Annotated in this window: 20 protein-coding genes and 1 pseudogene; 14 read left to right on the top strand and 7 right to left on the bottom strand. The window is 71.3% G+C overall.

The annotated features are described in order from the left end of the window. Positions 1 to 7: 7 nt before the first annotated feature. The 3 genes from DEJ49_RS32745 (at position 8) to DEJ49_RS32735 (ending at position 3,841) form a co-directional block, all read left to right on the top strand. A complete protein-coding gene (locus tag DEJ49_RS32745; RefSeq protein ID WP_150187445.1) occupies positions 8 to 418 on the top strand; it encodes an FKBP-type peptidyl-prolyl cis-trans isomerase in 411 nt (136 codons plus the stop codon). Positions 419 to 462: 44 nt separating this feature from the next. After that, positions 463 to 2,193, top strand: coding sequence for an endo-1,4-beta-xylanase (locus DEJ49_RS32740; protein WP_190329514.1), 1,731 nt, complete (start codon positions 463 to 465; stop codon positions 2,191 to 2,193). 124 nt (positions 2,194 to 2,317) lie between these two features. Then, positions 2,318 to 3,841 carry a chitinase gene (locus DEJ49_RS32735; RefSeq protein ID WP_150187444.1) on the top strand — a complete coding sequence of 508 codons (1,524 nt, stop codon included), beginning with the start codon at positions 2,318 to 2,320 and terminating at the stop codon, positions 3,839 to 3,841. Between the two features lie 61 nt (positions 3,842 to 3,902). Here DEJ49_RS32735 and DEJ49_RS32730 read toward each other — a convergent pair whose 3' ends face one another. After that, entirely contained in the window at positions 3,903 to 4,658 is a 756-nt protein-coding gene (locus DEJ49_RS32730) for a ZIP family metal transporter (protein ID WP_150188639.1), read from the bottom strand. Between the two features lie 121 nt (positions 4,659 to 4,779). Here DEJ49_RS32730 and DEJ49_RS32725 point away from each other — a divergent pair, with 121 nt between their 5' ends. Beyond that, on the top strand, positions 4,780 to 5,283 hold the full coding sequence (locus tag DEJ49_RS32725; RefSeq protein ID WP_190329513.1) for a hypothetical protein: 504 nt from the start codon (positions 4,780 to 4,782) through the stop codon (positions 5,281 to 5,283). Here DEJ49_RS32725 and DEJ49_RS32720 read toward each other — a convergent pair. Further along, positions 5,231 to 6,790 carry a purine-cytosine permease family protein gene (locus DEJ49_RS32720; protein ID WP_150187443.1) on the bottom strand — a complete coding sequence of 520 codons (1,560 nt, stop codon included), beginning with the start codon at positions 6,788 to 6,790 and terminating at the stop codon, positions 5,231 to 5,233. The two genes, DEJ49_RS32725 and DEJ49_RS32720, sit on opposite strands and share 53 nt — an antisense overlap. Positions 6,791 to 6,870: 80 nt before the next feature. On the opposite strand from DEJ49_RS32720, the gene DEJ49_RS32715 reads away from it, so the two are divergent. From DEJ49_RS32715 to DEJ49_RS32670, 8 genes and pseudogenes are all read left to right on the top strand, one after another. Next, entirely contained in the window at positions 6,871 to 7,527 is a 657-nt protein-coding gene (locus tag DEJ49_RS32715; protein ID WP_150187442.1) for a TetR/AcrR family transcriptional regulator, read from the top strand. A 235-nt stretch (positions 7,528 to 7,762) separates the two neighbouring features. Further along, positions 7,763 to 9,400, top strand: a complete 1,638-nt coding sequence (locus DEJ49_RS32710; RefSeq protein WP_150187441.1) for an amidohydrolase — start codon at positions 7,763 to 7,765, stop codon at positions 9,398 to 9,400. Between the two features lie 269 nt (positions 9,401 to 9,669). Further along, positions 9,670 to 11,130 carry a vanadium-dependent haloperoxidase gene (locus DEJ49_RS32700; RefSeq protein WP_223833085.1) on the top strand — a complete coding sequence of 487 codons (1,461 nt, stop codon included), beginning with the start codon at positions 9,670 to 9,672 and terminating at the stop codon, positions 11,128 to 11,130. Between the two features lie 212 nt (positions 11,131 to 11,342). Further along, positions 11,343 to 12,128: an SAM-dependent methyltransferase gene (locus DEJ49_RS32695; protein ID WP_223833084.1), complete on the top strand. Its 786-nt coding sequence runs from the start codon at positions 11,343 to 11,345 to the stop codon at positions 12,126 to 12,128. 515 nt (positions 12,129 to 12,643) lie between these two features. Next, complete coding sequence (locus tag DEJ49_RS32685) at positions 12,644 to 13,519, top strand: maleylpyruvate isomerase family mycothiol-dependent enzyme (RefSeq protein ID WP_150187438.1); 876 nt, start codon at positions 12,644 to 12,646, stop codon at positions 13,517 to 13,519. 68 nt (positions 13,520 to 13,587) lie between these two features. After that, positions 13,588 to 14,599: pseudogene (locus DEJ49_RS32680) on the top strand (MerR family transcriptional regulator). After that, a complete protein-coding gene (locus tag DEJ49_RS32675; RefSeq protein WP_223833083.1) occupies positions 14,596 to 15,900 on the top strand; it encodes an MFS transporter in 1,305 nt (434 codons plus the stop codon). Before DEJ49_RS32680 ends, DEJ49_RS32675 begins: the two are co-directional and overlap by 4 nt. A 161-nt stretch (positions 15,901 to 16,061) precedes the next feature. Next, a complete protein-coding gene (locus tag DEJ49_RS32670; protein ID WP_223833082.1) occupies positions 16,062 to 16,484 on the top strand; it encodes a CBS domain-containing protein in 423 nt (140 codons plus the stop codon). Between the two features lie 290 nt (positions 16,485 to 16,774). On the opposite strand, the gene DEJ49_RS32660 is transcribed toward DEJ49_RS32670, so the two are convergent. Beyond that, complete coding sequence (locus DEJ49_RS32660) at positions 16,775 to 17,950, bottom strand: RNA polymerase sigma factor (RefSeq protein ID WP_223833081.1); 1,176 nt, start codon at positions 17,948 to 17,950, stop codon at positions 16,775 to 16,777. 36 nt (positions 17,951 to 17,986) lie between these two features. After that, positions 17,987 to 18,394, bottom strand: a complete 408-nt coding sequence (locus tag DEJ49_RS32655; RefSeq protein WP_150187436.1) for a YciI family protein — start codon at positions 18,392 to 18,394, stop codon at positions 17,987 to 17,989. Between the two features lie 366 nt (positions 18,395 to 18,760). On the opposite strand from DEJ49_RS32655, the gene DEJ49_RS32650 reads away from it, so the two are divergent. After that, the gene (locus DEJ49_RS32650) at positions 18,761 to 19,279 is read left to right on the top strand and encodes an SPW repeat protein (protein WP_411757217.1); all 519 of its coding nucleotides are present in this window, start codon (positions 18,761 to 18,763) and stop codon (positions 19,277 to 19,279) included. A gap of 62 nt (positions 19,280 to 19,341) precedes the next feature. Here DEJ49_RS32650 and DEJ49_RS32645 read toward each other — a convergent pair whose 3' ends face one another. Next, positions 19,342 to 20,367: a DNA topoisomerase IB gene (locus DEJ49_RS32645; protein ID WP_150187435.1), complete on the bottom strand. Its 1,026-nt coding sequence runs from the start codon at positions 20,365 to 20,367 to the stop codon at positions 19,342 to 19,344. Positions 20,368 to 20,612: 245 nt separating this feature from the next. Here DEJ49_RS32645 and DEJ49_RS32640 point away from each other — a divergent pair, with 245 nt between their 5' ends. After that, positions 20,613 to 23,144 (top strand): ATP-dependent Clp protease ATP-binding subunit, encoded by a 2,532-nt coding sequence (locus tag DEJ49_RS32640; RefSeq protein ID WP_150187434.1) that lies wholly within the window; start codon positions 20,613 to 20,615, stop codon positions 23,142 to 23,144. 18 nt (positions 23,145 to 23,162) lie between these two features. Here the strand turns inward: DEJ49_RS32640 and DEJ49_RS32635 are convergent, their stop codons facing one another. Together DEJ49_RS32635 and DEJ49_RS32630 are read right to left on the bottom strand one after the other, a co-directional pair. After that, positions 23,163 to 23,516, bottom strand: coding sequence for a DUF6479 family protein (locus DEJ49_RS32635; RefSeq protein ID WP_223833080.1), 354 nt, complete (start codon positions 23,514 to 23,516; stop codon positions 23,163 to 23,165). 57 nt (positions 23,517 to 23,573) lie between these two features. Continuing rightward, the gene (locus DEJ49_RS32630) at positions 23,574 to 24,776 is read right to left on the bottom strand and encodes a metallophosphoesterase (RefSeq protein ID WP_150187433.1); all 1,203 of its coding nucleotides are present in this window, start codon (positions 24,774 to 24,776) and stop codon (positions 23,574 to 23,576) included. Between the last annotated feature and the right edge of the window lie 96 nt (positions 24,777 to 24,872).

The following is a 24,872-nucleotide window of genomic DNA, read 5'->3' as shown; positions in this document are numbered from 1 at the left end:
AAGTGCGATGAGCGAACTGACGAAGCCCGAGGTCGACGTGCCCGAGGGCGCTGCGCCCGCCGAACTGACCATCCGGGACCTGATCGTCGGGGACGGCGACGAAGTGAAGCCGGGCACGGTGGTCAGGGTCCATTACGTCGGGGTGACCTTCGAGACCGGGAAGGAGTTCGACTCCTCCTGGGACCGTGACCAGCCCTTCAAGTTCCCCTTGGGCGGCGGCAGGGTCATCAAGGGCTGGGACCGGGGGTTGAGGGGGATGAAGGTCGGCGGTCGGCGCGAGATCGTCGTTCCCCCGCGTCTCGGCTACGGCAACCAGTCGCCCTCGCCGTTGATTCCGGCCGGCTCGACCCTGGTCTTCGTGGTGGACCTGCTCGACTCGTACTCCGCCGGCGCAGGCGGCTGGAGCAACGCCCGCTGACCCGGACCGTTCCTGCCGCCGCAGCCGGGGACTGAGGATACGGAGTGCTGCTGTTCATGCGGTTTCGACAGAGCGTTGTCATCGCGGCCGTGTGTGCCCTGGTCGCCGGTGTCCCGGGTGACCGTGCCGACACCTCCGCGCCCGCGGGAGGACCTGTGGAGGACCTCCTGAACGGCAGGGACTGGGCTCACTTCGCGGGCGGGAAGCCCACGCGCACAGGGGTACGAATCACACCCCTCGACCGGCGCATCACACGCCAGGACGGTACCGGCGGACAACCGAACCCACCGGTGAACCTGCGCGGTCCCCACATGGTGTTCCAAGGGGACGTCCGGATCGAAGCGGGCCTGCGGCGCACGGATGACACGGATGCCTACCTGCATCTGTACGGTGAGACGCCGGTCATCTACGACGAATGGCGCTACGAACGGCGCGGTGTGCGCATCGGCGTGGTCGGCGGGAGGCTCCGGATCGACCGCTGGGACGGGGACTCCGACAGGCCTGCGATGACCCGGACCTTCGGCAGCGGCCTGGGGCTCGAAGTCCGCCTCGCCGCCGAACTCCGCGCGGACAGGCTTGTGCTGGAGGCCGACGGCAGGGTCGTGGGAACCGTTCCCGCGCGGGACGTCTTCGGCAGTGGCCGCATCTGGTTCGGCGCGGACGCGGGAGCCCGCGGAAAGGGCTGGACCCTCAGCGATCTCCACGCGCGGTCGCTGGGAGGGGGCCGGATGTCCGTCATGGACGCGCCTGGCCTGCGAGTGCCCCGGTCCAGCGATGCGATGCGTGATCTGGCGGCGGTTCTCCCACGCCCGATCCGTATGGGAACCGCCTTGGCCGCGGGCCCCTTGCTGACCGACAGCGCCTACCGCCGGACGGCGGGTGAGGAGTTCTCCATGCTGACGTCGGAGAACGACTTCAAGCCGCAGTTCGTCCAGCCTCGACGCGGCGTGTTCGCGTTCGCGGAAGGCGATGCCTTGGCGGAATTCGCCGAGGCCAACAGGATGAAGGTGCACGGCCACACCCTCGTCTGGTTCGAAGCCCTGCCCGCATGGATGCGTGCCGAGATGACGCGCGGGCAACGCAGGCGCGTCATGGTGGAGCACATACGCGCGGTAGCGGGTCACTTCCGGGGCAAGGTGGCGGAATGGGACGTGGTGAACGAGCCCATGTCCGACGAGGATGAGGACTACTCCAACGGCAACCGGGGCGTGCGGCCACAGTTGTGGTTCGAAGCGATGGGTGAGGAGTACATCGACATCGCCTTCCATGCTGCCCGCGAGGCCGACCCGCACGCGGTGCTGTACCTCAACGAGTACGGGGTGGAGGAGGACGGTCCACGCTGGGATGCGCTCTACGCGCTGCTGGTCCGGTTGAAGGAGCGGGGCGTCCCGATCGATGGCGTCGGTTTCCAGGACCACGAATACGCCATCGGCGACCGTACCGACCCCGAGGTCTTCCGACGCAAGATCCGGGCTCTGGCCGGGCTCGGCCTGAAGGCCCGGGTCTCGGAGGCGGACGTCCTCGTCGACGAGGACGAAGAGGACATCCAGGCCCGCCAGTTGGCGGGAAAGCTCAGGGTCTGCGGCGAGGAACCCAACTGCACCTCGTTCTCGACCTGGGGTTTCACGGACAAGTACGGCTCCACGGCTGACCTGCGGCACTATCCCCCGAGTCCGGGAAACGCTCTTCCCTGGGACGCGACGTACGAGGCGAAACCGGCCTACTGGGCACTTCGTGACGTCCTGGATGACGCTCGCCGCTCAGGTACCGGATAGGCACGGGTATTGGTCTAGTCCTTATTTGGTTCAGACCATTGACATGCCCCTGCCCGCAGGGCTATTCCGTAGGCATCTCCTGTGCGTCACACCTGAGTTGACGCCTCCTACCTCTTGGATGGCCATGAGACGTACGCGATCCCTCCGTGCCACTCTCACCGCGGTGGCCACCGCCGTGGCCGCTCTGGGTCTGACCGCGGTTTCGGGCGCCCCCGCCCAGGCCGCGACCCCGCTCCCCGCGCGGGTCTTCGCCCCCTACTTCGAATCGTGGACGGGCGAGAGCCCGGCCGAACTCAGCGCACAGTCCGGGGCCAAGCACCTGACGATGGCGTTCCTCCAGACCGCGTCGAAGGGCTCCTGCACGGCCTACTGGAACGGCGACACCTCGCTGCCCATCGCCTCGTCGTCCTTCGGCGCCGACATCAAGACCATCCAGGGACGCGGCGGGGACGTCATCCCATCCTTCGGCGGCTACACGGCGGACACCACCGGAACCGAGATCGCCGACAGCTGTACGGACGTCGACCAGATCGCCGCCGTCTACCAGAAGGTCGTCACGACGTACGACATCCCCCGGCTCGACATGGACATCGAGGTCGACTCGCTGGACAACGCCGCCGGCATCGACCGGCGGAACAAGGCGATCAAGAAGGTCCAGGACTGGGCCGCCGCGAACGGACGCAAGCTGGAGATCTCGTACACCCTGCCGACGACGACGCGCGGCCTCGCGCCCAGTGGTCTCGCCGTGCTGAAGAGCGCCGTGGCCAACGGCGCGCGGGTCGACGTCGCCAACCTCATGACGTTCGACTACTACGACAACGCCGCCCACGACATGGCGCAGGACACCAAGACCGCCGCCCAGGGCCTTTACGACCAGCTCGCCAAGCTCTACCCGAACAAGAGCCAGGCGCAGCTCTGGGGCATGATCGGCGTCACCGAGATGCCCGGCGTCGACGACTTCGGCCCGGCCGAGACGTTCACCCTCGCCAACGCCAGGGAGGTCTACGACTGGGCGGTCGCCAAGGGGATCAACATGATCTCCTTCTGGGCGCTCCAGCGCGACAACGGCGGTTGCCCCGGCGGTCCCGCGGCGGACAACTGCTCCGGCATCGAGCAGAACACCTGGGACTTCTCGCGCATCTTCGCGCCCTTCACCAGCGGCGGCACGGCCCCGAGCGACGACTTCTCACTGACGGCGACCCCGGCGTCGGCGACGGTCAAGGCGGGCGGTTCCACCAGTGCCACGGTGAAGACCTCGGTGACCGCGGGCAGCGCCCAGACCGTGAAGCTCACCGTCAGCGGCGCCCCGGCCGGCGTGACCGCCACCCTCGACCCCGCCTCGGTGACGGCCGGCGGAACGTCGACCCTCACGCTCAGCACGACCACAGCGGCCGTCAACGGGACGTACAAACTCGTGGTCAGTGGCGCGAGTCCGTCCGCCGCGCACTCGGCGACGTACTCCCTGACCATCACCGGTGGCAACGGCAACCAGTGCACGGCGGCGCCCTGGGCATCCGGCACGGTCTACACCGGCGGCCAGCAGGTCTCGCACAAGGGCCACACCTGGAAGGCCAAGTGGTGGACGACGGGCGAGGAGCCCGGCACCACCGGAGAGTGGGGCGTCTGGCAGGACCTCGGCGCCTGCTGAGCCCGCACGCCGGGCCGGTCTGTCGTCGGCTGTGGGACCTGCCGTCCGCTGTGGGAAAGGGTCAGCTGTGGGAGAGGGCGAAGGAGAGGAGGAAACCGCTGACGGTGATGGCGCCGATGGCCAGGTGACTGTCTTCGAACGCCTCCGGGATCATCGTGTCCGCGATCATCGCGATGATCGCGCCCGCGGCGAGCGCCATCACGCCGGCCATGACGGCCGTCGACAGCACGCCCACGAGGGCGTACCCGGCCATCGCGGACACGGTGCTCGCGGCGGCGATCGTCCCCCATACGCCGAAGACGTATCCCTTGCTGCGGCCCGCGCTCTTCATGCCCGCCGAACTTGACAGGCCTTCGGGGATGTTGCTGATGAACACCGCGGCGACGGTTGCCGTACTGACCGCGCCGCCATCGGCCAATCCGACACCGATGACCGCGGACTCGGGCACCCCGTCCAGCAGCGCGCCGAGCGCGAGGGCCAGACCGGAGCCGGCCTGCTGGCTCTCGGAGGGCTGCCGGCGCACGTGCCCGGAGCGCTTGCGCTGGCGCGCGCCCCGGCGGGCCAGCAACACGTTGCCCCCCGTGTACAGGCCGGCTCCCGCCAGAGCACCCACCACCACCGGCACCATCCCCGCCTCCCGGTGCGCTTCGGCGATCAGTTCGAAGGACACCGCCGACAGCAACACCCCCGCGCCGAAAGCCATGACCGAGGCGATCACCAGCCGCGGGAAGCGCACCGCGAAGCCGAGCACGGCACCCACCAGCAGAGCGGAACCGGCCAGCAGGCCGAACGCACCGGCCTCCAGCATCTCGTTCATGTCGTTCATGCACACCAGGTACCCGAGGCACAACGTCCCAAGAGGGGACGGTCGGCCGAGCGGGTGGTTCGGCCGATGGCCCCGGGGTAACCGCAGTTCCATGCTTGAGAAACTCGCAGTGGTGCCGACGTCTCTCGCACGCGTGCTTCCCGGCCAGGGCCCCGCCCGGCATACCAGGGCACGCCGACGACGCGGCAGGCTGCACCGGCGGCTGCTCGCCCATCGCGATGTGCGGATCGTCCACTCGCCGGGGCCGGCCGCCCGGACCGACACCCTGCTGCTGGTCCATACGCGCCGTGTTGTCGGGCAGCTCACGTACGAGGTGTGCGAACAGTGCGCGAGCGGCGTGATCACGGAGGTGTACGTCGCCTCGCCGCTCCAGGACAGCGGCCTTGGCACCCGGGCCATCTCGCACCTGCGCGCGTGCTACCCCGGCGTCGCCTGGCGCAGTCGGCTCACCAAGCGCATGACGCGGGATCTGGCACACCGTGTGCGCCTGCCGCACACCGAGGCCGACCGCACCTGCGGGCACGGTACGTCCAGCCGGACACCGGCCACCGGTCCTGGCCGCGTCAGCTCTCCCCAGCACGCCGCACCGGCCCGTGCGTCAGAGGCGTGCGGCTGATCAGCGCGTAGCAGCCGCTCGCCAGTGCCATGCCCACCGGCAGCGCGAGGTCCAGGCCGCCGAGTGCCTCGGCGAGCGGACCCGTGTACAGGGTGTCCACGCAGAGCGCGGCGGCGGTCGAGCCCGCCAGCAGGGCACACGCACCCGCCGGGTTGATGCCGCCGCGATACCAGAAGGGGCTGGTGCGGGTCTCGTCGGCGAGGGCCTGTCCGTCGTAGCGGGCACGGCGCAGGACGATGTCGGTGGCGTAGATCGCCGTGCTGGGGCCGAGCAGGACGACGGTGAGCTGCAGGACGTTGTTGACCGTGTCGAGGAAGTTGGAGACGAGCAGTCCGTACAGGGTGAGTGCGACTGCCGCCGTGCCGTCGAACAGCACGCTGACGGAGCGGCGTATGCGCAGGCCCACGGCTTGGAGCGCGAGCCCGGCGCTGTACGCGGTGAGGGCGTTGATGGCGATGGTGCCGAGGACGAGCGCCAGCAGGAAGACGGGCGTGAACCAGCCGGGCAGGATCGACTCCAGGGCCGACTGCGGATCGGTCATGTCGACGGCGGTCGCCGCGAGCGCGCCCAGGGAACAGACCACCATGCTGGGCAGGAAGCCGCCGAGCGCCGTCCAGCCGGCGACCGCGCGCTTGGACGTGGTGCGGGGCAGGTAGCGAGAGAAGTCCGCACTCGTGGTGTACGACAGGGGCCCCGAGGCCACGAGGGTGACTCCGGCGAGGACGGTCGCCCACAGGTCGACGCCGCTCAGGCGGTGCGCGGGGGCGTACGAGAAGTCGGCGTGGTGGACCACGTGGCCGGCGACGACCAGGAACGCGGCGCCGAGTGCGAGCGTGATCACCGGGTACAGCCGCACGATCACGGCGTGGCCGTAGACGCTGATGGTGAGGGTGAGTGCGGCGATGACGACGATCACGACGACCTTGACTCCCGTGTCCGCCGTGATCCCGACCTTCTCGACCAGGGAGAAGGCGGCCACCGCGGCGGCCGACAGGTTCAGCGCGAAGTAGCAGACGGAGATCAGCCAGCCGACGATCGCGTTGTTCACGCGGTTGCCGATGACTCCGTACAGGGCTCGCGTGATCACCTCGCTGGGCGCGCCCGCGGCCGGTCCCGACACGGCGAGCAGCCCGGTCAGCGTCCAGAAGAGGTTGCCGACGACGAGCACGGCGAGGGCCTGCCACAGGGTCAGCCCCATCAGGATCAGGGCGCCGCCGATCACCAGGCTCAGGTAGTTGACGTTGGCGGCGGCCCAGACGGGGAACAACTCGCGGGCCCGGCCGTGCCGTTCGGAGTCCGGGATGTGGTCGATGCCGTGGGCCTCGATGCGACTGCCGCCGCCGGGCCGGTCGTGTGGTGGTTCGGCGACGCGGGCGTCCGGGCTCGCGTCAGGACTCGCGTCCGGGCTCGCGTCAGGACTCGCGTCCGGGCTCACATCAGCAGCGGACCCTGCTCCGTTCGGCGGTTGTTGAGGGCGTGGGGCGGGGTCGGGAAGCGTGGATGCCATCGGGCCCTCCGGGATGCCGGCCGGTGCGTGACCGACCCACCTGCTTGCTTATTGGTCGCACACTCAATAACGTGACCGGCATGTCGTCAAGCGTTCAGCGCAAGCGAATTCGAAAATCTCCGGCGGCCAGACGTGCGGAAATCGTTGAGAAGGCCGCGGATATTGCGCTTTCCGAAGGTCTGGAGTGCATCACGCTCCGCCGGATCGGCGAGGAGCTGGACGTACGCCCCGGCCTCGTGAGCCACTACTTCCCGTCGACGGAGGAGCTGGTGGCGGAGGCGTTCGGCAGCGCGGCGACGGGGGAGCTCGATGCACTGCTTCCTCCGGCGGAGCCGGGGTCCGGCACAGCTACCGCCACGGAGCGCCTGGCCGCCTTCTTCGCGCGCACGTCCGGCCCCGCGTGGAACGACATCAGCCGGCTGTGGATCAACGCGCGCCATCTGACCCGCTACCGCCCGTCGCTGCGCGACCGGGTCGCCCGGCAGGAGGACGCGTGGCGGGGGCGTCTGGCCGCGCTCGTCGAGGACGGCGTGGCGCGGGGCGAGTTCCGTACGCAGGAGGACGCGTCGGTGGTGGCGGTGCAGATCCTCGTCGTGCTGGACGGCCTCGGCGCGGACGGCGGCGCCGACGCGGACACGCTGCCGCCGGCGGTGGCGCGGATGGCGGTCACTTGGGCGGAGCGTGAACTTGGCCTGGAGCGTGGCGCGTTGGGGCCGGATCCGTACCCGTACCCGTAGAGGCGCGGGTGCGCAGGTCTACGTAGGCGCGCAGGTTTCCACGTACGAGGGGCGCCTCTCAGGCCGGCCGGAAGCCCCGTACGCCCGCTGCCCCGCCCGAAGCCGACCGTCGGCGGCCGACCGCCGACCCCCAGCCACCAACCACCAACCACCAACCGCCGATACCAATCCTTGGCCCCCTGGCCCCTGGCCCCCTAACCCCCGTCCCCCGAAGCCCACAAGAACAGGAATCCGCATGCGCCCCGACTCCGACCTGGTTCTCCTCGGTGCCCGTCTTCTCGACCCGGGCGTCGGAGGTCTCCTGCCGCACACCGCGCTCGCCGTGACCGGCGGGCGGATCGTCGCGGTCGGCGACGACCGGGACGTGCGCGCCCTCGCCGGTCCCCACACCCGCACCATCGACCTCAAGGGCTCCGTCGTGACGCCGGGTCTCGTCGACGGGCACCTGCACCCCGTGCACGGCGCCGAACTCACCGACGGGCTCGACCTGTCCGGCTGTACCGACCTGGACGACGTAGCTGAGGCGCTCGCCCGGGCGAAGCGGGACCTCGCGCCCGGGGCGTGGCTGCGTGCCTGGGGGCTCGACCCGAACGTGTTCGGCGACCGGCCCATCGAGGCCGCCGCGCTCTCCCCCGTCCTCGACGACGTACCCGCGCTGCTGCAGCTCTTCGACGCCCACTCGACGCTGGCGAGCCCCCGCGCCCTGGAGCTCGCCGGGGTCGACGGCCCGCGCACCTTCGACCAGGCCGCCGAGGTCGTCTGCGACGCGCAGGGCAGGCCGACCGGCCTCCTCCTGGAGGACGCCGCCTGCGAACTCGTCGAACGGGCCGCCCCGCGGGCGACGCGCGAGGAGCAGCGTGCGCGGCTCGCGCGGGCCCTGTACGGAATGGCCGCCGCCGGGCTCACCGGCGGCCACGCGATGGACGCGAACGGCGACAGCCTCGCGCTCTACGCAGAGCTGGACGCGGCCGGTGAACTCCCGGTGCGGCTGCGGGTGGCACCCTGGTGCCAGCCCGGCGCCGACGCCGAGACGCTGCAGCACTTGATTCAACTCCAGGGCACTGGCGGACGGTTGTGGCGGACGGCGGGGGTGAAGCTGTTCATGGACGGCACCGTCGACAACGGCACCGCGTGGCTGGAGCGGCCCGACTGCCACGGTGAGTCCACGCACGCGTTCTGGCCCGACCCCGCCGCGTACACCCACGTCATCGGCGAGCTGCACCGCGCCGGCGTGCCGACCGCGACGCACGCCATCGGCGACGCGGCGGTGCGGCACGTCCTCGACTCCGTCGAGAAGGCGCGCGGCGACATGCCGACGGTGCCTGCGGGTGTGCGGCACCGCGTCGAGCACATCGAGACCGTGCCCGACGACACGGTCCGCAGGTTCGCCGAGCTCGGTGTCGTCGCCTCGATGCAGCCCACGCACTGCTGTGACTTCACGCGGGCCGACCACACGGACAACTGGTCGCGGCGGCTCGGCGAGGAGCGGGCCGGGCGGGCGTGGCGCTGCCGCGACCTGTGGGACGCGGGGGCGCGGGTCGTCCTCGGCTCGGACTGGCCGATCGCCCCGTACCCGCCGCTCACCGTCATGGCCGGGGCCAGGCACCGCCGTCCGAGCCGTGACCTGTCCCTGCCGCCGCACGGCCCCGAGCAGGCGCTGACCGGGCTCGAGGCGTTGCGGGCGATGACGGTCAACGCGGCGTACGCGGCCGGTGAGGAGCGGGAGTCGGGGGCCCTTGCCGTCGGTTTCCGGGCGGACCTGTCCGTGTTCGCCGAGGACCCGACCGAAGTACCCGCGACCGAACTCACGGACGTCCCGGTCCGGTTGACGGTGGTCGACGGCCGGGTGACGCATCAGGCGGACCACCTGTAGGGACGCGGGCGGCCGGTCGGCGGCGGGGCGTATCGGCGTATCCCGCTGCCGATGGCGTGTTTCGGCCAAGCAGCCGCTCGGGGCCGGTCATTCCGCCGGGAGTGGTGTCCGACAACGGTGCACCGGGGCGAGGATCTCGCCGCCACCAACTGGTGGCGTCAAGGCAGTTGCGAGCGAAGGGGTTGGCCACGCCCATGCCCACACCCATGCCCACACCCATGCCCATGCCCACGCCCACGCCCACGCCCATGCCCACGAAGGAACGCACCGTGAATGACCACCGCACAGGAACCGGCACCAACAAGCGGACGGCACGCCGGCGCCGGGCCCTGGCGGTGGCGGCAGTGCTCGCCGCCGCGGGCACGACATTGACCGCGCTGCCGCAGCCGGCCATCGCCGCACCGCCCCGGCCCGCCGCCCCTGCGGCACTGCCGCCGCAGACCATCGCGGACCCGGTGCACTTCTGGAACGACGTGCTCATGGAGGTCGTACGAAGAGAGGGCGGCGGCCCGGGGCCGATGTCCCGGTCCGCCGCGATGCTGAACGCCGCCATCTACGACGCGGAGTCCTCGTACCAGCTCAAGTGGAAGGGAAAGATCACGTCCGAGCCCTACATCCGCGCCGAGAAGTACGCGGGCTGGCTCGAGGGGCCCGACGAGGAGGAGCGGGTCGTCGGCCGTACGGCGTACAACATCCTGCTCGGGCTCTACCCGTCGCAGACCAACTACCTCGACGCCCGGTTCCGGGAGCGCTTCGGGACCGAGCCGACCGGCTTCGACCTGCTCGACACGACGATCGTCGGGCCGATGGTCAAGCAGATGCGGGACGCCCGCAACGGCGACGGTTCCGACAACGACCAGGTGTACGTGGCGGACAACAAGCCCGGCGCCTGGCGACCCACGAGCTACCCCGACATGGTCGACCCCAGCTGTAACCGGGACAGCCAGGCCGTCACGCCGTTCTGGGGCAAGGTCAAGCCCTTCGCGCTGACATCGGGCTCGCAGTTCCGGCCGCCGACGCCGGGCCTCTACGGCACCTACGAGAAGCTGCTGGCCGACGACGCCTACAAGCGGCAGGTCGACGCGGTGCGCAAGGCCGGCGCCGACGGGCCCACGGACGCGACCCGGAACGTCGAGCGGACCCCGGAGCAGGAAGCAGTGGCCTGGTTCTGGGCGAACGACGAGGACGGCACGTACAAGCCGCCCGGTCAGCTTCTCCAGGCCACGCGCGAGGTCGCGACCCAGCGCAAGCTCACCACGTACGAGAACGCGCGTCTCTTCGCACTCGTCTCGATCGCGATGGCGGACGCCGGCATCGCGGTGCGAGACGTGAAGTTCTTGACGCCGATCGACCTGTGGCGCCCGGTCTCCGCCATCCGCGACAGCGGCCTGGACCCGGAGTGGAAGCCACTGCTCAAGACACGCGCCGGAGTGAACGTCACCCCGTGCTTCCCGGCGTGGGCCTCCGGGCACGCCACGTTCGGGGCCTCCTGGGCCGGAGTGATGAAGCGGTACTTCGGCAGCGACAACATCGCCTTCACCATGACCACGGACGAGCCCCAGTCCCCGATCAAGTCCCGCTCCTTCACCAGCTTCAGCCAGGCCGCCAAGGAGGACGCCCAGAGCCGCGTCTGGCTCGGCGTCCACTTCCCGTGGGACGCCGAGGACGGCCTCGTCCTGGGCGACAAGATCGCCGACCACGTCTACACGACGAAACTGCGCAAGCTCTGAACACGAAACCACGGGCTCCGCGGCGCGCGCACTCCCTCGACGAACTCGGTGGAATGCGCGTGCAGTGTGATCCGGGGCCGTCACAATGGTCACACGGTTCATCGGCGCCACGGTGGTGGCGCTGCCGGGGCAGCGCGTGGGTGCGGAGAGGGGAAGACGTGAGCGGGAGACTGCATCCGTCGGATGTGGCGGATGTATCGGATGCGGCGGATGTGGCCAGCAGGCTGAACACGGGGGTCGCGCACAACGCGCGCGTGTGGAACTACTGGATCGGCGGCAAGGACCACTACGAAGTCGACCAGCGGGTCGGCGAACAGGTCGCCACGATGTTCCCGGTCATCCGGGACGTGGCCCGCGCGGACCGTGAATTCCTCGGCCGCGCCGTGCGGTTCCTGACCGCCGAGTGCGGGGTGCGACAGTTCCTGGACATCGGCACGGGGCTGCCGACCCTGGACAACACCCACGAGATCGCCCAGCGGATCGCGCCCGATTCCCGGATCGTCTACGTCGACAACGACCCGATCGTGCTCGTCCACGCCCGCAGCCTGCTCGTCGGCACTCCGCAAGGAGCCACCGATTACATCGACGCCGACGTCCACCACCCGCACACCGTCATAGAGGGTGCGTCGGAAACGCTGGACTTCGAACAGCCCGTCGCCGTCATGATGCTGGGCATCCTCAACTTCATCCTCGACACGGAACAGGCGACGGACATCGTGCGCCGGATCATGGCCCCGCTCCCCTCCGGCAGCTACCTCGCCATGACACATCCGACCACCGACACCGACCTCGGTGGCGAGGGCAACGTGGAAGCCATGCGGTTCTGGAACGAGAACGCGACCCCTCCGATCACCGCCCGCAGCCGTGCGGAGGTCGGCGCGTTCTTCGAGGGCCTTGACGTACTCGCTCCCGGCCTCGTGTCGTGCTCGCGGTGGCGGGCCGAGTCGGAAACGGCGGAGACGCTTCCGCAGTTCGGCGCGGTGGCCCGCAAGCCTTGAGCAACTTATGGGCCGCCCACCGTGCAGGCGGGCGGCTTGCCCGTCAGCGGGGCGCCGGGGGCGGGTGGGCTGAGGCTGCGGGAGGGTAAGCGGGAGCGGCAAGGCCTGTCACGGCGGTGGCGGCCGGGGGGTCCGTGGCAGCGGCCGCTTCGGGCGCGGGCACGGCGACGGGGCAGGGACGGCTACCCGGACCTCGCCGTCGGCGCGAACTTCGAGACCATCGGCGACGCGAGCCGCGCGGCAACGTCTGGGTGCTGCGAGGCGGCGCGTCCGGCCTGATCGGGACCGGCCCCAAGCCTTCAACCAGGGCACGGACGGCGTCCCGGGCGCCAACGGGTCGTCCGACATGTTCGGCGACGCCGTCCACCTCGCCGACCTCGACAAGGATGGCCGCACGGACCCGTGACGTGAGCCTGCCATACGCCACCGCCCCCCATCTCGCCGCCGCTCCACCGCCGGATCCGACGCGGGGAAAAGCGATGGTCGGTGCGGTGTCCGGTTGGCAGACTTGGGGGATGGATTCGCAGCTCGGCGGCGTGCCGGACCATTCCTGGCTCGGCTCCCCCATCGACGCCCGCCCCCTCTTCGCCCCCGAACACACCGCGCTGATGGACACCTTGCGCGGCCTGTCGCCCGCCGAATGGGGCGCGGAGGCCGTGCCGGGCTGGAGCGTGCGGGACGTCGTCGCCCACCTCCTGGGGGACTTCTACGGGCGCCTCGGGCGGGACCGCGACGGGCACCGGGACGGGCCCGCCTTCGCACCCGGCGAGACCCTCGAAACGTTCATCCACCGCATCAACCAGGAATGGGTGGACGCCCTCACCCGCGTGAGCCCGGCCGCGCTCACCGACACGCTCGACCTGATCGGCCGCCAGGTCGCCCGGTTCTTCGAGGCCACCGACCCCGACGCGCCCTCCCTGGGCGTGTCCTGGGCCGGTGTCGACCCCGCGCCGATGTGGCTGGACAGCGCCCGCGACTTCACGGAGTTCTGGACCCACCGTCAGCAGATCCGGCACGCCGTCGGACGGCGGACCGACCCCGATCCGCGGCCCCTGGCGGTGGTCCTGGACACGTTCATGCGGGCGCTCCCCCACACACTGCGCGACATCGCCGCGCCGGCCGGCACGCAGCTCCGCGTACAGATCGACGGCCCGGCCGGTGGCACCTGGACCGCGACCGCCACGGAGGACCACCACTGGTCCCTCGCCGCGCCGGAGACGACGCCTCCCACACCCACCGCACCCTCCGCACTCCTGCGCCTGGACCCGGAGACCGCCTGGCAGCTGTGCACCCGACGCATCGACCCGGACTCCGCACTGGCCCGTGCCCACACCAGCGGCGACCGCGAACTCACCGCGGCCGCCTGTCACATCGTCTCGATCATCTACTGACGGCGTCAGCCGACTCACCGCCACGACAGACTTGAGTCTCCCGTAAGGGGAGACACGAGGGTGGGGGCATGAACGGCGAGACGCTCTATTCAATCGGTGAGCTGGCACGACGGACGGGTCTGACCGTCAAGACCATCCGGTTCTACGCGGACACCGGACTCGTACCACCGACCGACCGCACCCCTGCCGGATACCGCAGGTACGGCGCCGATGCCGTCGCGCGCATCGACCTCGTACGCACCCTGCGCGAGCTGGGAATCGACCTGGCCACGATACGCAGGGTGCTGGACAGGGAGGTCTCGCTGCCGGACGTCGCGCAGACGCACGCCCAGGCACTGGATGTGCAGATCCGCGTCCTGCGGCAGCGCCGCGCCGTGCTGACGGCGATCGTCGGGCGCGGCTCGACCCCTGATGAAGTGGATCAGAAGGACCTCATGCACCAGCTCGCCTGTCTCTCGGAAGCCCAACGCCGGCACCTGGTCGACGACTTCCTCGGCGCCGTCTTCGACGGCCTGCACGACCACCCCGCCTTCGCGGCGGTCACCCGCTCCCTGACCCCGCTGCTGCCCGACGACCCCGAGCCCGAGCAGATCGAGGCCTGGGTGGAACTGGCCGAACTGCTCCAGGACCACGACTTCCGCGCGACGTTGCACGGCATGGCCCAACCTCGCGGTCGACCGGGCCCCGGACGACGGCACGGCCCTGCCCCGCATCCTCGCCGAGGCCGTCCGGGCCCAGGTGACACCGGCCGTGGAGAACGGCGTCGCACCGGACTCGCCCGCCGCGGACCCGGTCGTCACCGCGCTCTCGACCCACTACGCACGCATCCTCGGCAGCCAGGCCCCGCACGACACCGCCGCCCTCCACCGGCGCCTCGCCGCCCGGCTCGAGCAGATGAACGACCCGCGCCGCGACCAGTATCTGTCCCTGTTGGCCGTCATCAACGGCTGGCCCGCGCCCGACAGCCTGGAGCCCGCGCTCACCTGGGCCGTCGAAGCGCTCAGGGCCCGGGGCCGGGTCCGGGTCCGGGTCCGGGTCCGGGTCCGGGTCCGGGTCCGGGTCCGGGTGCCGCAGCGGTGAGCCGGGCAAGCACACCTGCCGCACGCCTGGAGCCCGCCGAGTCCGCCGAACCCGCCGAGTCCTCCGAGCTCCCGGAGCTCGCCGAGCCCGCCGAGCGATGTCCTCAACTCCTCGGCGGCTACCGGGCCTTGGCCCGCCTCCCCCACTTCTGGCGGCTCTCCGTCATCGCCGTGACGTCGAAGGCGGCGGCGAGCATGAGCGGCCTCAGCCTGCTGCTCCTCGTCAGCAGCGCCTCCTCGTGCGGGACCGCCGGTCTCGCGGTGAGCTGCTCCACCCTCGGCCAGGGACTGACCGCGCCGTTGCGCGGGCGGCTCGTCGACCGGTACCGGGTCCGTCCGGTCCTCGCGGGCTGCCTCACCGCCCACCTGATCGCCACCCTCACCGTGCTGATGACAGCTCGCGACGGCAGCGCCGGTTCCGCCCCTTTGATCTGCGCTCTCGCCGCCGCCGTCGGCGCGACCGCGCCACCCGTCGCCGTCATGACGCGGTCCGCCTGGCACGGCGTCGCGTCCGGCGTGGCCCTCGACACGGCCATGGCGCTGGACGCCTCCCTGATGGGCGCCGCGCTGATCGTGGGTCCGGTGCTCGCCGGGTGGCTCGGCCTGTCGGTCTCGCCGTTCCTGCCGTATGCGGTCATCACGGCGCTGACGGTCGTGTCCGTCGCGCTCGTCATGGCGTCCGCCGGGACACTCGCGCCGCCGCCCACGGGCACGGCGGCCGCGAGCCGGGCCCGGATCTGGTCCTCGTCGCCGTTGCGGCGTCTGCTGATCGCCGACGGCCTGTTCGTCATGGCGGTGACGGCCGTGGACGTCGTCCTGCCGATCTACGCGCGCCAGGCCCACGCCGTCGAGCTGACCGGACTGTATCTGGGGAGTCTGGCGGTCGGCAGCATCGTGGGGAGCTTCGCTCTGGGTACGTTCACGAGGCGACTGCGCCGGGAGCGCGGGCGCGTGTCCCCCGTCCTGCTCCTCCTGTTCGCCGTCGGTTGCGCCGTCCTGGCCGCGGCCGTACGTCTGTCCCCCACGGTCGTTCTGCTGGTGTGCCCGGTCGCGGGGCTGGTCATCGGGTCGCTCTTCGCCGTCCTGCGCACCACGGGCGGCGACCTGGCACCGGCCGGGCAGGTCACCGAGACCATGTCCTGGCTCAGCTCCCTCGACATGGCCGGCGGCGCGGCGGGGGCGGCCGTGTTCGCGCAGCTCGCCGGGGCGTGGGGAAGTCGGGAGGCACTGATGTGCGTACCTGTGATCATCCTGGTTGCCGCCGCGGCCAGTTGGCGGGTCCAGGGCCGGAAGCGGTACTGATTCCGCCGACGTCTTCCCGGACCGGTCACGCCGACCGCCCCGCCACTAACTTCCGTCCGTCCCGTTTCGACGGTGCCCGAGTCGGTCACCCGGAGTGGACAGCCTCCGGCACAAGGGACGTACCGGAGCATCCGGACACAGAGACAGGACGGTGCATCACCATGGCCACCACCACGGCACGTGACATCATGACCGGCGGCGCCCAGTGCGTGCAGGCGCACGAGACCGCGCTCGACGCCGCGCGCAAGCTCACCGAATGGGAGGTGGGCGCCCTGCCGGTCTGCGGTGAGAACAACCGGCTCGTCGGCGTCGTGACCGACCGGGACATCGCCGTGAAGGTGCTCGGCAAGGGGCTCGACGCGGCCGAGGTCGAGGCGGGCACCCTTGCGCAGGGGGAAGCCGTCACGATCGGTGCGGACGACGGCGTGGACGAGGTCTTCGAGACCATGACCCGGCACAAGGTGCGGCGCCTTCCCGTCATCGACGGCACCGATCTCGTCGGCATGGTCGCCCTCGCGGACGCCGCGAAGTCCCTCGACGCGCCCGACGCCGGGCGCCTGATCGAGGCGCTCTCGACCGACTGACGGCTGACCACGGCAGAGCGGTCGCGGCGGTGCTCCCCCACCTCTCCGCGGAGGACTCGATCATCGCCACCGCCTCCGAAGAGGCCCTGAAAGGCCGCGACTTGATCATGGACTGCGCGGCGTCCAAGGCGGCCGTCACCAACGTCGTCGCGCCGGGTGGCGCAGCCCGAGGAGATTGCGCCCGCGTACGTCTACTTGGCGAGCGACGCCGACTCCAGCTACATCATCGCCACCACCGGCGGATACACGGACTCCCGCTGAGGAGCGCAGCTCGCCCGAGAGTTTGTGGGCTAGGTGGACCGGGGGTCCGCGACGGCGCCTCCGCGTTGCGGCCGTCCGTTGAGCCGTGCGGCCTGGCGCGTCAGGTGCGCGCGCTCCGCGAGGTTCGTGGCCTTGAGGGCCGCGTCCGCGTAGAGCCGTGCCGCGAGCACCAGGTCGCCGTCCCGTTCGTGGAGGTAGGCGGCCGCAGCGGTGTGCCGGGGCAGGGAGTCGTCAAGGTCCGCCAGTGCCGCGAGGCCCGCGCGCGGGCCGTCCGCCTCGCCGACCGCCACAGCCCGGTTGAGGCGGACGACCGGACTGTCGGTGAGGCCCGCCAGCTCGTCGTACCACTCGACGATCTGCACCCAGTCCGTCTCCTCCGCCGTCGGCGCGTCCGCGTGCAGGGCCGCGATGGCGGCCTGGGCCTGGAACTCGCCGAGCCGGTCGCGGGAGAGGGCGGTCTGCAGGATGCCGATGCCCTCGGCGATCGCCCCGGTGTCCCACCGGCCGCGGTCCTGCTCGGCGAGCGGCACCAGGCTCCCGTCAGGTGCGGTACGGGCGGCGCGCCGGGCGTGGTGGAGCAGCATGAGGGCGAGCAGGCCCGCCACCTCGGGGTGGTCGATCGCGGCCGCGAGTTGCCGGGTGAGCCGGATGGCCTCGGCGGCGAGGTCGACGTCGCCGGAGTAGCCCTCGTTGAAGACGAGGTAGAGCGTGCGCAGGACGGTGGCGACGTCGCCGGGCCGGTCGAAGCGGACACCGGACACGGTGCGCTTGGCCCGGCTGATGCGCTGCGCCATCGTCGCCTCGGGTACGAGGTAGGCCTGGGCGATCTGGCGGGTGGTGAGCCCGCCGACGGCGCGCAAGGTGAGCGCGACGGCGGACGACGGCGTCAGCGAGGGGTGGGCGCAGAGGAAGTAGAGCTGGAGCGTGTCGTCCGTGGCGGGAACGGGGCCGGGCGCGGGGGTCTCGTCGACCAGGTCCTCGCGTCGGCGCCGGGACGCGTCCGCCCGGGTCGCGTCGAGGAACCGGCGCCAGGCCACGGTGACCAGCCAGCCCCTCGGGTCGCGCGGCATGTCTGCGGGCCAGACGCGGACCGCCTCGACCAGCGCGTCCTGTACGGCGTCCTCGGCCGCCGCGAAGTCGGCTCCGCGGCGGACGAGGATTCCCAGGACGCTCGGGGTGAGGCTCCGGAGCAGTGCCTCGTTCACTTCTGTCGTCACTCCGTAGTGGTCAGTGGTCGGACGTCACTCCGTGATGGTGGGCGGCTCGGCGAGGAAGGGGCGCAGCTCCAGCCACTCGTAGATCGGCTCGCCGCCCGGTCCGGGAGCGGCGGACAGCTCCCCCGCCAGCTCGACGGCGCGGTCGTAGCTGTCGACGTCGATGACCATCCAGCCGGCGATGAGGTCCTTGGTCTCGGCGAACGGACCGTCGGTGACCGGCGGGCGGCCCTCGCCGTCGTACCGGACCCACGTCCCTTCGGGGGCGAGCGCCTGGCCGTCGACGAACTCGCCGGTCCCCTCGAGGCGGGCCGCGAAGTCCTGCATGTACTTGATGTGGGCCGAGATCTCCTCCGGCGTCCACTGGTCCATCGGCACGCAGTTCCGCGCCTCCGGGGCTCCGCGGTAGTGCTTGAGAAGCAGGTACTTGGCCATGGTGTTCTCCTCGGTGCTCGTGCGGCCCATTGTGGTCGCTCGTGGTGGCTTGCACGGCTGGGACGGAGCAGGCCGCGGGTTCTCGACATCGCAGACGAAGTTTTCCGGAGATTCCCATGGGGTTCGGGTCCTGAAGCGCGGCAGGGGTTCGGAGCGTATTCTGGTGGGGCGAGAACGTACGGTTCCGCCGCCGACCGCGGTGACAAAGCCCCACATTGTGGCCCGTCTGTCTCGACCGGGCCTGTCTCTCCTCCGAGAGCCCATCACGCGAGCCCTCCCACCCAGTTGGAGGTGGACGCAGTGACAACGTCCCCCAGGTCCCCGTCCGGAATGCCGTCAGGAATGCCGTCCGGAGCCCCGTCGTCGATGTCCGGAGCCCACGCCCCCGGGGCGTCGCCCTCCATGGACACGCACCCCGACATCGTCGACATGCGCGCCCGGCACGAGAGTGCCGAACGCGCGGCGAGCACACCCAAAGTGCAGGCCATCGACGCGTTGGCCTTCCTCACCGGTCTCTACTTGGCCGCTTCTCCCTGGATCGCGGGCTTCAACCAGTTCCAGCGGCTCTCGATCGTCAACCTGATCGTCGGCGTCGCGTACGCGCTCCTGATGAGCGGCGGCTTCGGCCGAGCCTACGAGCGCTCCCACGGGATGGCGTGGGCCGCGTGCGCACTGGGCGTCTGGACGATCGTCGCGCCCTGGGTCATCCGCGGCGACGCCACCACACCGACGACCGTGTGGAACAACGTCGTCACCGGAGCCGTGGCCGCCCTCCTCGCCCTGGCCGCCAGTGCGGCGGCCAAGGCAGGAGACAAGTCGGACGCTTCGCACGCAAGGAACAGTGGAAGGGGCAGGAGGAACATGAGCCGTGCCGGTCACGACTGACCGGCCTGTCCCCTCCGCGACGGCGCCCCGTGGCATACCGGCCACGGGGCGCCGCGGCGTGCTCACGCCAGCAACCGCAGCACCGCTTCCTCCACGGCCCCCTGGGTCGCCGGGCGGCCGAACGTGGCGCCGTCGCCGAGCCGGTCGAGTGCGTCGGCGATCGTGCGGCCCTCCTCGAAGAGTTCGATGACGCGCGGGTTGATGTACGAGGCACGGCAGACGGCGGGTGTGTTGCTGAGGTACTCGCTGACCTCCCGGACCGCGCGGGCGACCGCGCGTTTGCGCGCCGCCTTGGACTCGTCGGCGACCTGCGCCGACACCGCGAGGGCGACCGCCGCGAGGACGGTGCCGTGCCACACGCGGAAGTCCTTCGCGGTGATGTCGGTGCCGGCGCGGTCCCGCAGGTAGTCGTTGAGGTCGGCGGCCTGCAGCTCGTGCCAGGAGCCGCCCTGCCAGTACGTGAACAGCCGCGGATCCGCGCTGTCGCGGCGCAGCAGGGCGCGCAGGACCTTGCAGGCGGGCGGGTCGACGAGCGCGCGTGTCATCGTCTTGGAGAACTTCGCCGGATACGTGACGGTGACCTCGCCGCGCCGGCAGGTGACGTGCTCCTTCAGCAGGGTCGTGAGTCCGTACGTGCCGTTGTCGCGGCGGTAGGACTCGTTGCCGATGCGGAAGAAGCCGAGGTCGAGCAGGCGGGCGGCGCAGGCTTGCACGCGTTCGCGGCTGAGGCCGCGCCCCGCGAGGTCCTCCGCCACGTGTGCGCGTACTTCGGGGAGCGCGGCGGCGACCTCCAGGACGTGCTCGTGCTTCGCCGTCTCCTGCCGCTCACGGAACTGCGGGTGGTACAGGTACTGGCGTCTGCCCGCGGCGTCGGTGCCTACGGCCTGGAGGTGCCCGTTGGGCCAGGGGCAGATCCAGACGTCCTGCCAGGCCGGCGGGATGACGAGCTCGCGCAGGCGCTTCTTCTCCGCGGGATCGGTGATGGGGTGGCCCGAGGCGTCCTTGTAGCGGAATCCGCGTCCCGAACGGACGCGGGTGATCCCCGGACCGTCGATGTGGCTCGTGCGCAGTCGCCGCTTCTCACCCATGTCCCAGGAGTGCCCCCAAAGCGTGGCGGCAGACCCCGGATCAGCCCGTTCGGCGCAGTGCCCCGCGGGCGCGCCGGTCAGCGACGGGTGACGATCGGAGGGCGGAGCAGCGATCGGAGGGCGGAGCAGCGATCCGGCCGGACGCCAGGAGTGACAGGGGTGACGACTGGGCACCCGGAGCGGCGGACACGACACGATCACGCACGAGGCGGCCCGGTGGGCCGGGACGCCGGAACGGACGGCTCATGAGCAGCGGTTTCATCGGACCCGAGGGGTTCGGGCAGGATCCCTTCGGAGCGCTCTTCGCGCGGTTCCTCGGCAACGGGCGACGGCAGATCGACATCGGCAGGCTCATGAGCGGCCCCGCGCGGGAGCTGGTGGCCGCCGCGGCCTCGTACGCGGCCGAGCACGGCAAGAGCAACCTCGACACCGAGCACCTGCTCCGGGCCGCGCTGACCATCGAGCCGACGCGCGGTCTGGTCGCGCGCTCGGGGGCCGATCCGGAGCAGATCGCCGAGGAGATCGACCGGCACTCCGCCGAGACGGAGGGCGCCGTGCCCACCCAGGCGGTCGCGCTCACCCCGGCCGTCAAGCGGGCGCTGCTCGACGCGCACGAGGTGGCCCGTGCGGTCGGCGCCGGGTACATCGGCCCCGAGCACATCGTCATGGCACTCGCCGCCAACCCCGACTCGGCGGCGGGGCACATCCTCAACGCGGCCCGCTTCGACCCCGGCCCGCCCCCTCAGCAGCCGCAGGGTCGCCCGGCCCCCGCCGAGCAGCGGCAGGGCGTCTCCAGCGGCACGGCCACGCCCACCCTCGACCAGTTCGGGCGCGATCTGACCGCGCGGGCCGCGGAGGGCGGCGTGGACCCGGTGATCGGCCGTGAGGAGGAGATCGAGCAGACCATCGAGGTGCTCTCCCGGCGCGGCAAGAACAATCCGGTGCTCATCGGTGACGCGGGCGTCGGCAAGACCGCCGTCGTGGAGGGGCTCGCCCAGCGGATCGCCGACGGCGACGTGCCGGAGACCCTTGCCGACCGCCGCGTCATCGCTCTGGACCTGTCGGGCGTGGTGGCGGGCACCCGCTACCGCGGCGACTTCGAGGAGCGGCTGAACGGCATCATCGAGGAGGTGCGCGCCCACTCGGACGAGGTGATCGTCTTCATCGACGAGCTGCACACCGTGGTCGGGGCCGGCGGCGGCGGTTCCGAGGGCGGTTCGATGGACGCGGGCAACATGCTCAAGCCCGCGCTGGCCAGGGGTGAGCTGCACGTCATCGGGGCGACCACGCTGGAGGAGTACCGGCGGTACATCGAGAAGGACGCGGCGCTGGCCCGCCGCTTCCAGCCGATCCTGGTCGCGGAGCCGACGGCGGCGGACGCGGTGGAGATCCTGCGCGGCCTGCGCGATCGCTATGAAGCGCACCACCAGGTGCGCTACTCCGACGAGGCGCTGCTCGCCGCGGTGGAGCTGTCCGACCGCTATCTGACCGAGCGCTTCCTGCCGGACAAGGCGATCGACCTGATGGACCAGGCGGGGGCGCGGGTGCGGCTGCGGGCCAGCACGAAGGGCACGGACGTGCGGGCGCTGGAGCGCGAGATGGAGCAGCTCACCCGGGACAAGGACCAGGCGGTGGCGGCGGAGCAGTACGAGCGGGCCACCGAGCTGCGGGACCGCATCACCGATCTGGCCCGCAGGATCGAGGAGGGGCGGAGCCGTGCGCCGGGTGACGGGCGGATCGTCGAGGTGAACTCCGAGGACATCGCCGAGGTGGTGTCCCGGCAGACGGGCATTCCGGTGAGCACCCTGACGCAGGAGGAGCGGGACCGGCTGCTCGGCCTGGAGGAGCACCTGCACCAGCGTGTCGTCGGGCAGGAGGAGGCGGTCAGTGCCGTGGCGGAGGCCGTTCTGCGCTCACGCTCGGGTCTGTCGAGCCCCGACCGGCCCATCGGGAGTTTCCTCTTCCTCGGCCCGACCGGCGTCGGCAAGACGGAGCTGGCGCGGGCGCTGGCCGAGGCGCTGTTCGGCAGCGAGGAGCGGATGGTCCGGCTCGACATGAGCGAGTTCCAGGAGCGGCACACGGTCAGCAGGCTCGTCGGGGCGCCACCCGGTTACGTGGGTCACGAGGAGGCGGGGCAGCTCACCGAGGCCGTGCGCCGTCACCCGTACTCGCTGCTGCTGCTCGACGAGGTGGAGAAGGCTCACCCCGACGTCTTCAACACCCTGCTCCAGGTCCTCGACGACGGGCGGCTGACCGACGCCCAGGGCCGGACGGTGAACTTCACCAACACCGTCATCGTGATGACGAGCAACCTCGGTTCGGAGGCGCTCACGGGGCGCGGCGCGACTCTGGGTTTCCGGGCCGACGGGTCGGAGGCCGACGAGGAGGCGCGGCGCGAGCAGGTGCTGCGGCCGCTGCGCGAGCACTTCAGGCCCGAGTTCCTCAACCGCATCGACGAGATCGTCATCTTCCGGCGGCTGACGGACGAGCAGCTGAGGCAGGTCACGGATCTGCTCCTGGAGGAGACCCGACGCAGGCTGCACGCGCAGGACGTCACCATCGAGTTCTCGACGGAGGCGGTGGACTGGCTGGCCAGGCGGGGTCACCAGCCGGAGTACGGCGCACGGCCGCTGCGCCGCACGATCCAGCGCGAGGTCGACAACCGGCTCTCCCGGCTGCTCCTGGACGGCAGGCTCACCGCGGGCAGCCGGGTCACCGTGGAGGTCGCCGACGACGCGCTGGACATGCGGGTCACGTCGGGCGCGGCGGCGGGGTGACGCCGCGCGGACTCGGGGTCAGCCGAGACCGCCGCTGCCGAAGCTGCCGCTGTTGCCCTTCCTGTGGTCGTCGGGGTCCTGCGACTCGCTGGCGTGCGTGCTGGACCTGCCGTATCCGTTGTGGAGCTCGTGCGGCAGGAGGCGGCGGCCGTCGTGCGGCATCTCGTCCGCCTCGCGGTACTCCCGTTCCTCCCTCGCCGGTCCGTCGTACGGCCGTTTCGGCTGCTCCTCCGGGCTCACCGTCCGCGTCTCGCGCGCCTGGGCGCGTCGGCCCCAGAAGAAGGCGGCCAGGAGCACGCCGACCACGACGAGGCCGGCGACCCACATCAGCAGGGCCGCGGTATGGCTGACAGCCAGTTCCATAGGTTCCATACAGGAGGTGTACCCGCCCAGCTCGAAAAGTAGCTCGAATCGCCCCTTTCGCGGCTTTTACCCTGCTGGTGCGGCCGTGCGCATGCGGTGGGCGAGGCGCGCGGTGCGGGTGGTGACGTCCACCGTGTACGCCTCGACGGTCATCGCCCGCCCGGACACCTTGAGGACCATGAAGCCGTGGTCGGAGAAGTTCTGCCAGGTGGCGGGGTGGCCGAAGTGCGCCTTGCCGTCGCCCGCCTTGCCCGCGGCGCCGCACACGATCTGGCGGGTGCCGCCGGTGCGGGCGGTCGGCTCCAGGATCTGCAGCGTGTGGTCGTGCCCGGAGAGGATCAGGTCGGCGCGTCCGCACACCACCTCCTCGTACAGCTCCTTGAGGTGGATGCCGCTGGTGTAGTTCCCGATCACGAAGCCGTCGTACGATCCGGCGCTGCCGTGCTTGCCGTTGTTGAGGTACGGGTGGTGGCCGAGCACGATCTTCCAGCGGGCCCGCGACGCCTTGAGGGCGCCGTCCAGCCAGGCGCGCTGCTCGCGCATGTAGGGGCCGTTCCACCAGTAGTGCGGGTCCATTTGCGCGACGTACGACGAGACGGGGTTGGTGTCGATGGCGAAGAACTCGACCAGCGGGTCGCTCCCGTCGCCGGGCCGCGCGGGCAGGGCGACGTTGTAGTAGCGGTTCGGCATGTACCAGCGGCGGGAGCCCTGGGCGTAGGCGACCTCGCGGTCGCCGCGGGAGGGGTCGCCGCCGCTGCCGGGGATCAGTCCGGAGCAGTCGTGGTTGCCGAGGACCATCAGCCACGGCATGTCCAGACCGGAGTTGGGGTCCTCGAACTTGGTGCGGAACTCCGAGTCGTCGGCGGACTCGGGGCCGTTCTCGTAGATGTTGTCGCCGAGGCCGACCGCGAGGCCGACGCCCTCGGCGCGGCACACCTCGCGGGCCGCGGCCGCCACCGCGTGCTGGGCCTCCTCGCCCGTACCGGCGTCGCCGGTGAGGAGCACCGCGTACTCGCCGGCACGGTTCGGGGCGGCCGGCAGGGGGAACTTGCCAGGGCGGGCGGCAGCCGCGGCGGGCTGGGCGCCGCCCTGGAGGACGGTCAGCGCCGCCGCCCCCGCCACCACGCCGCCCAGCACGGTCCGGCGCCGCGGCGCCCGCATCTCCCGGACCCGCTCCCCCACCGGCCCCTCGGCCAGGGCGGGTTCGGCCCGCAGCCACTGGTCCTCGGTCAGGTCCGCGCTCGGCGGTATCAGCTCGTCGTCGCACATGGAGGGTTTCTCTCACGGGCAGGCGTGCCAATGGTGGGGGACCGATGAACTCCTGGTGGACGAATGGACACGGGTGATCATTTGGAGGGCGGCGCC

The sequence above is a fragment of the Streptomyces venezuelae genome (assembly GCF_008642335.1).
Taxonomy (GTDB): Bacteria; Actinomycetota; Actinomycetes; order Streptomycetales; family Streptomycetaceae; genus Streptomyces; species Streptomyces venezuelae_F.
This window is presented reverse-complemented; position numbering and strand designations above follow the sequence as displayed.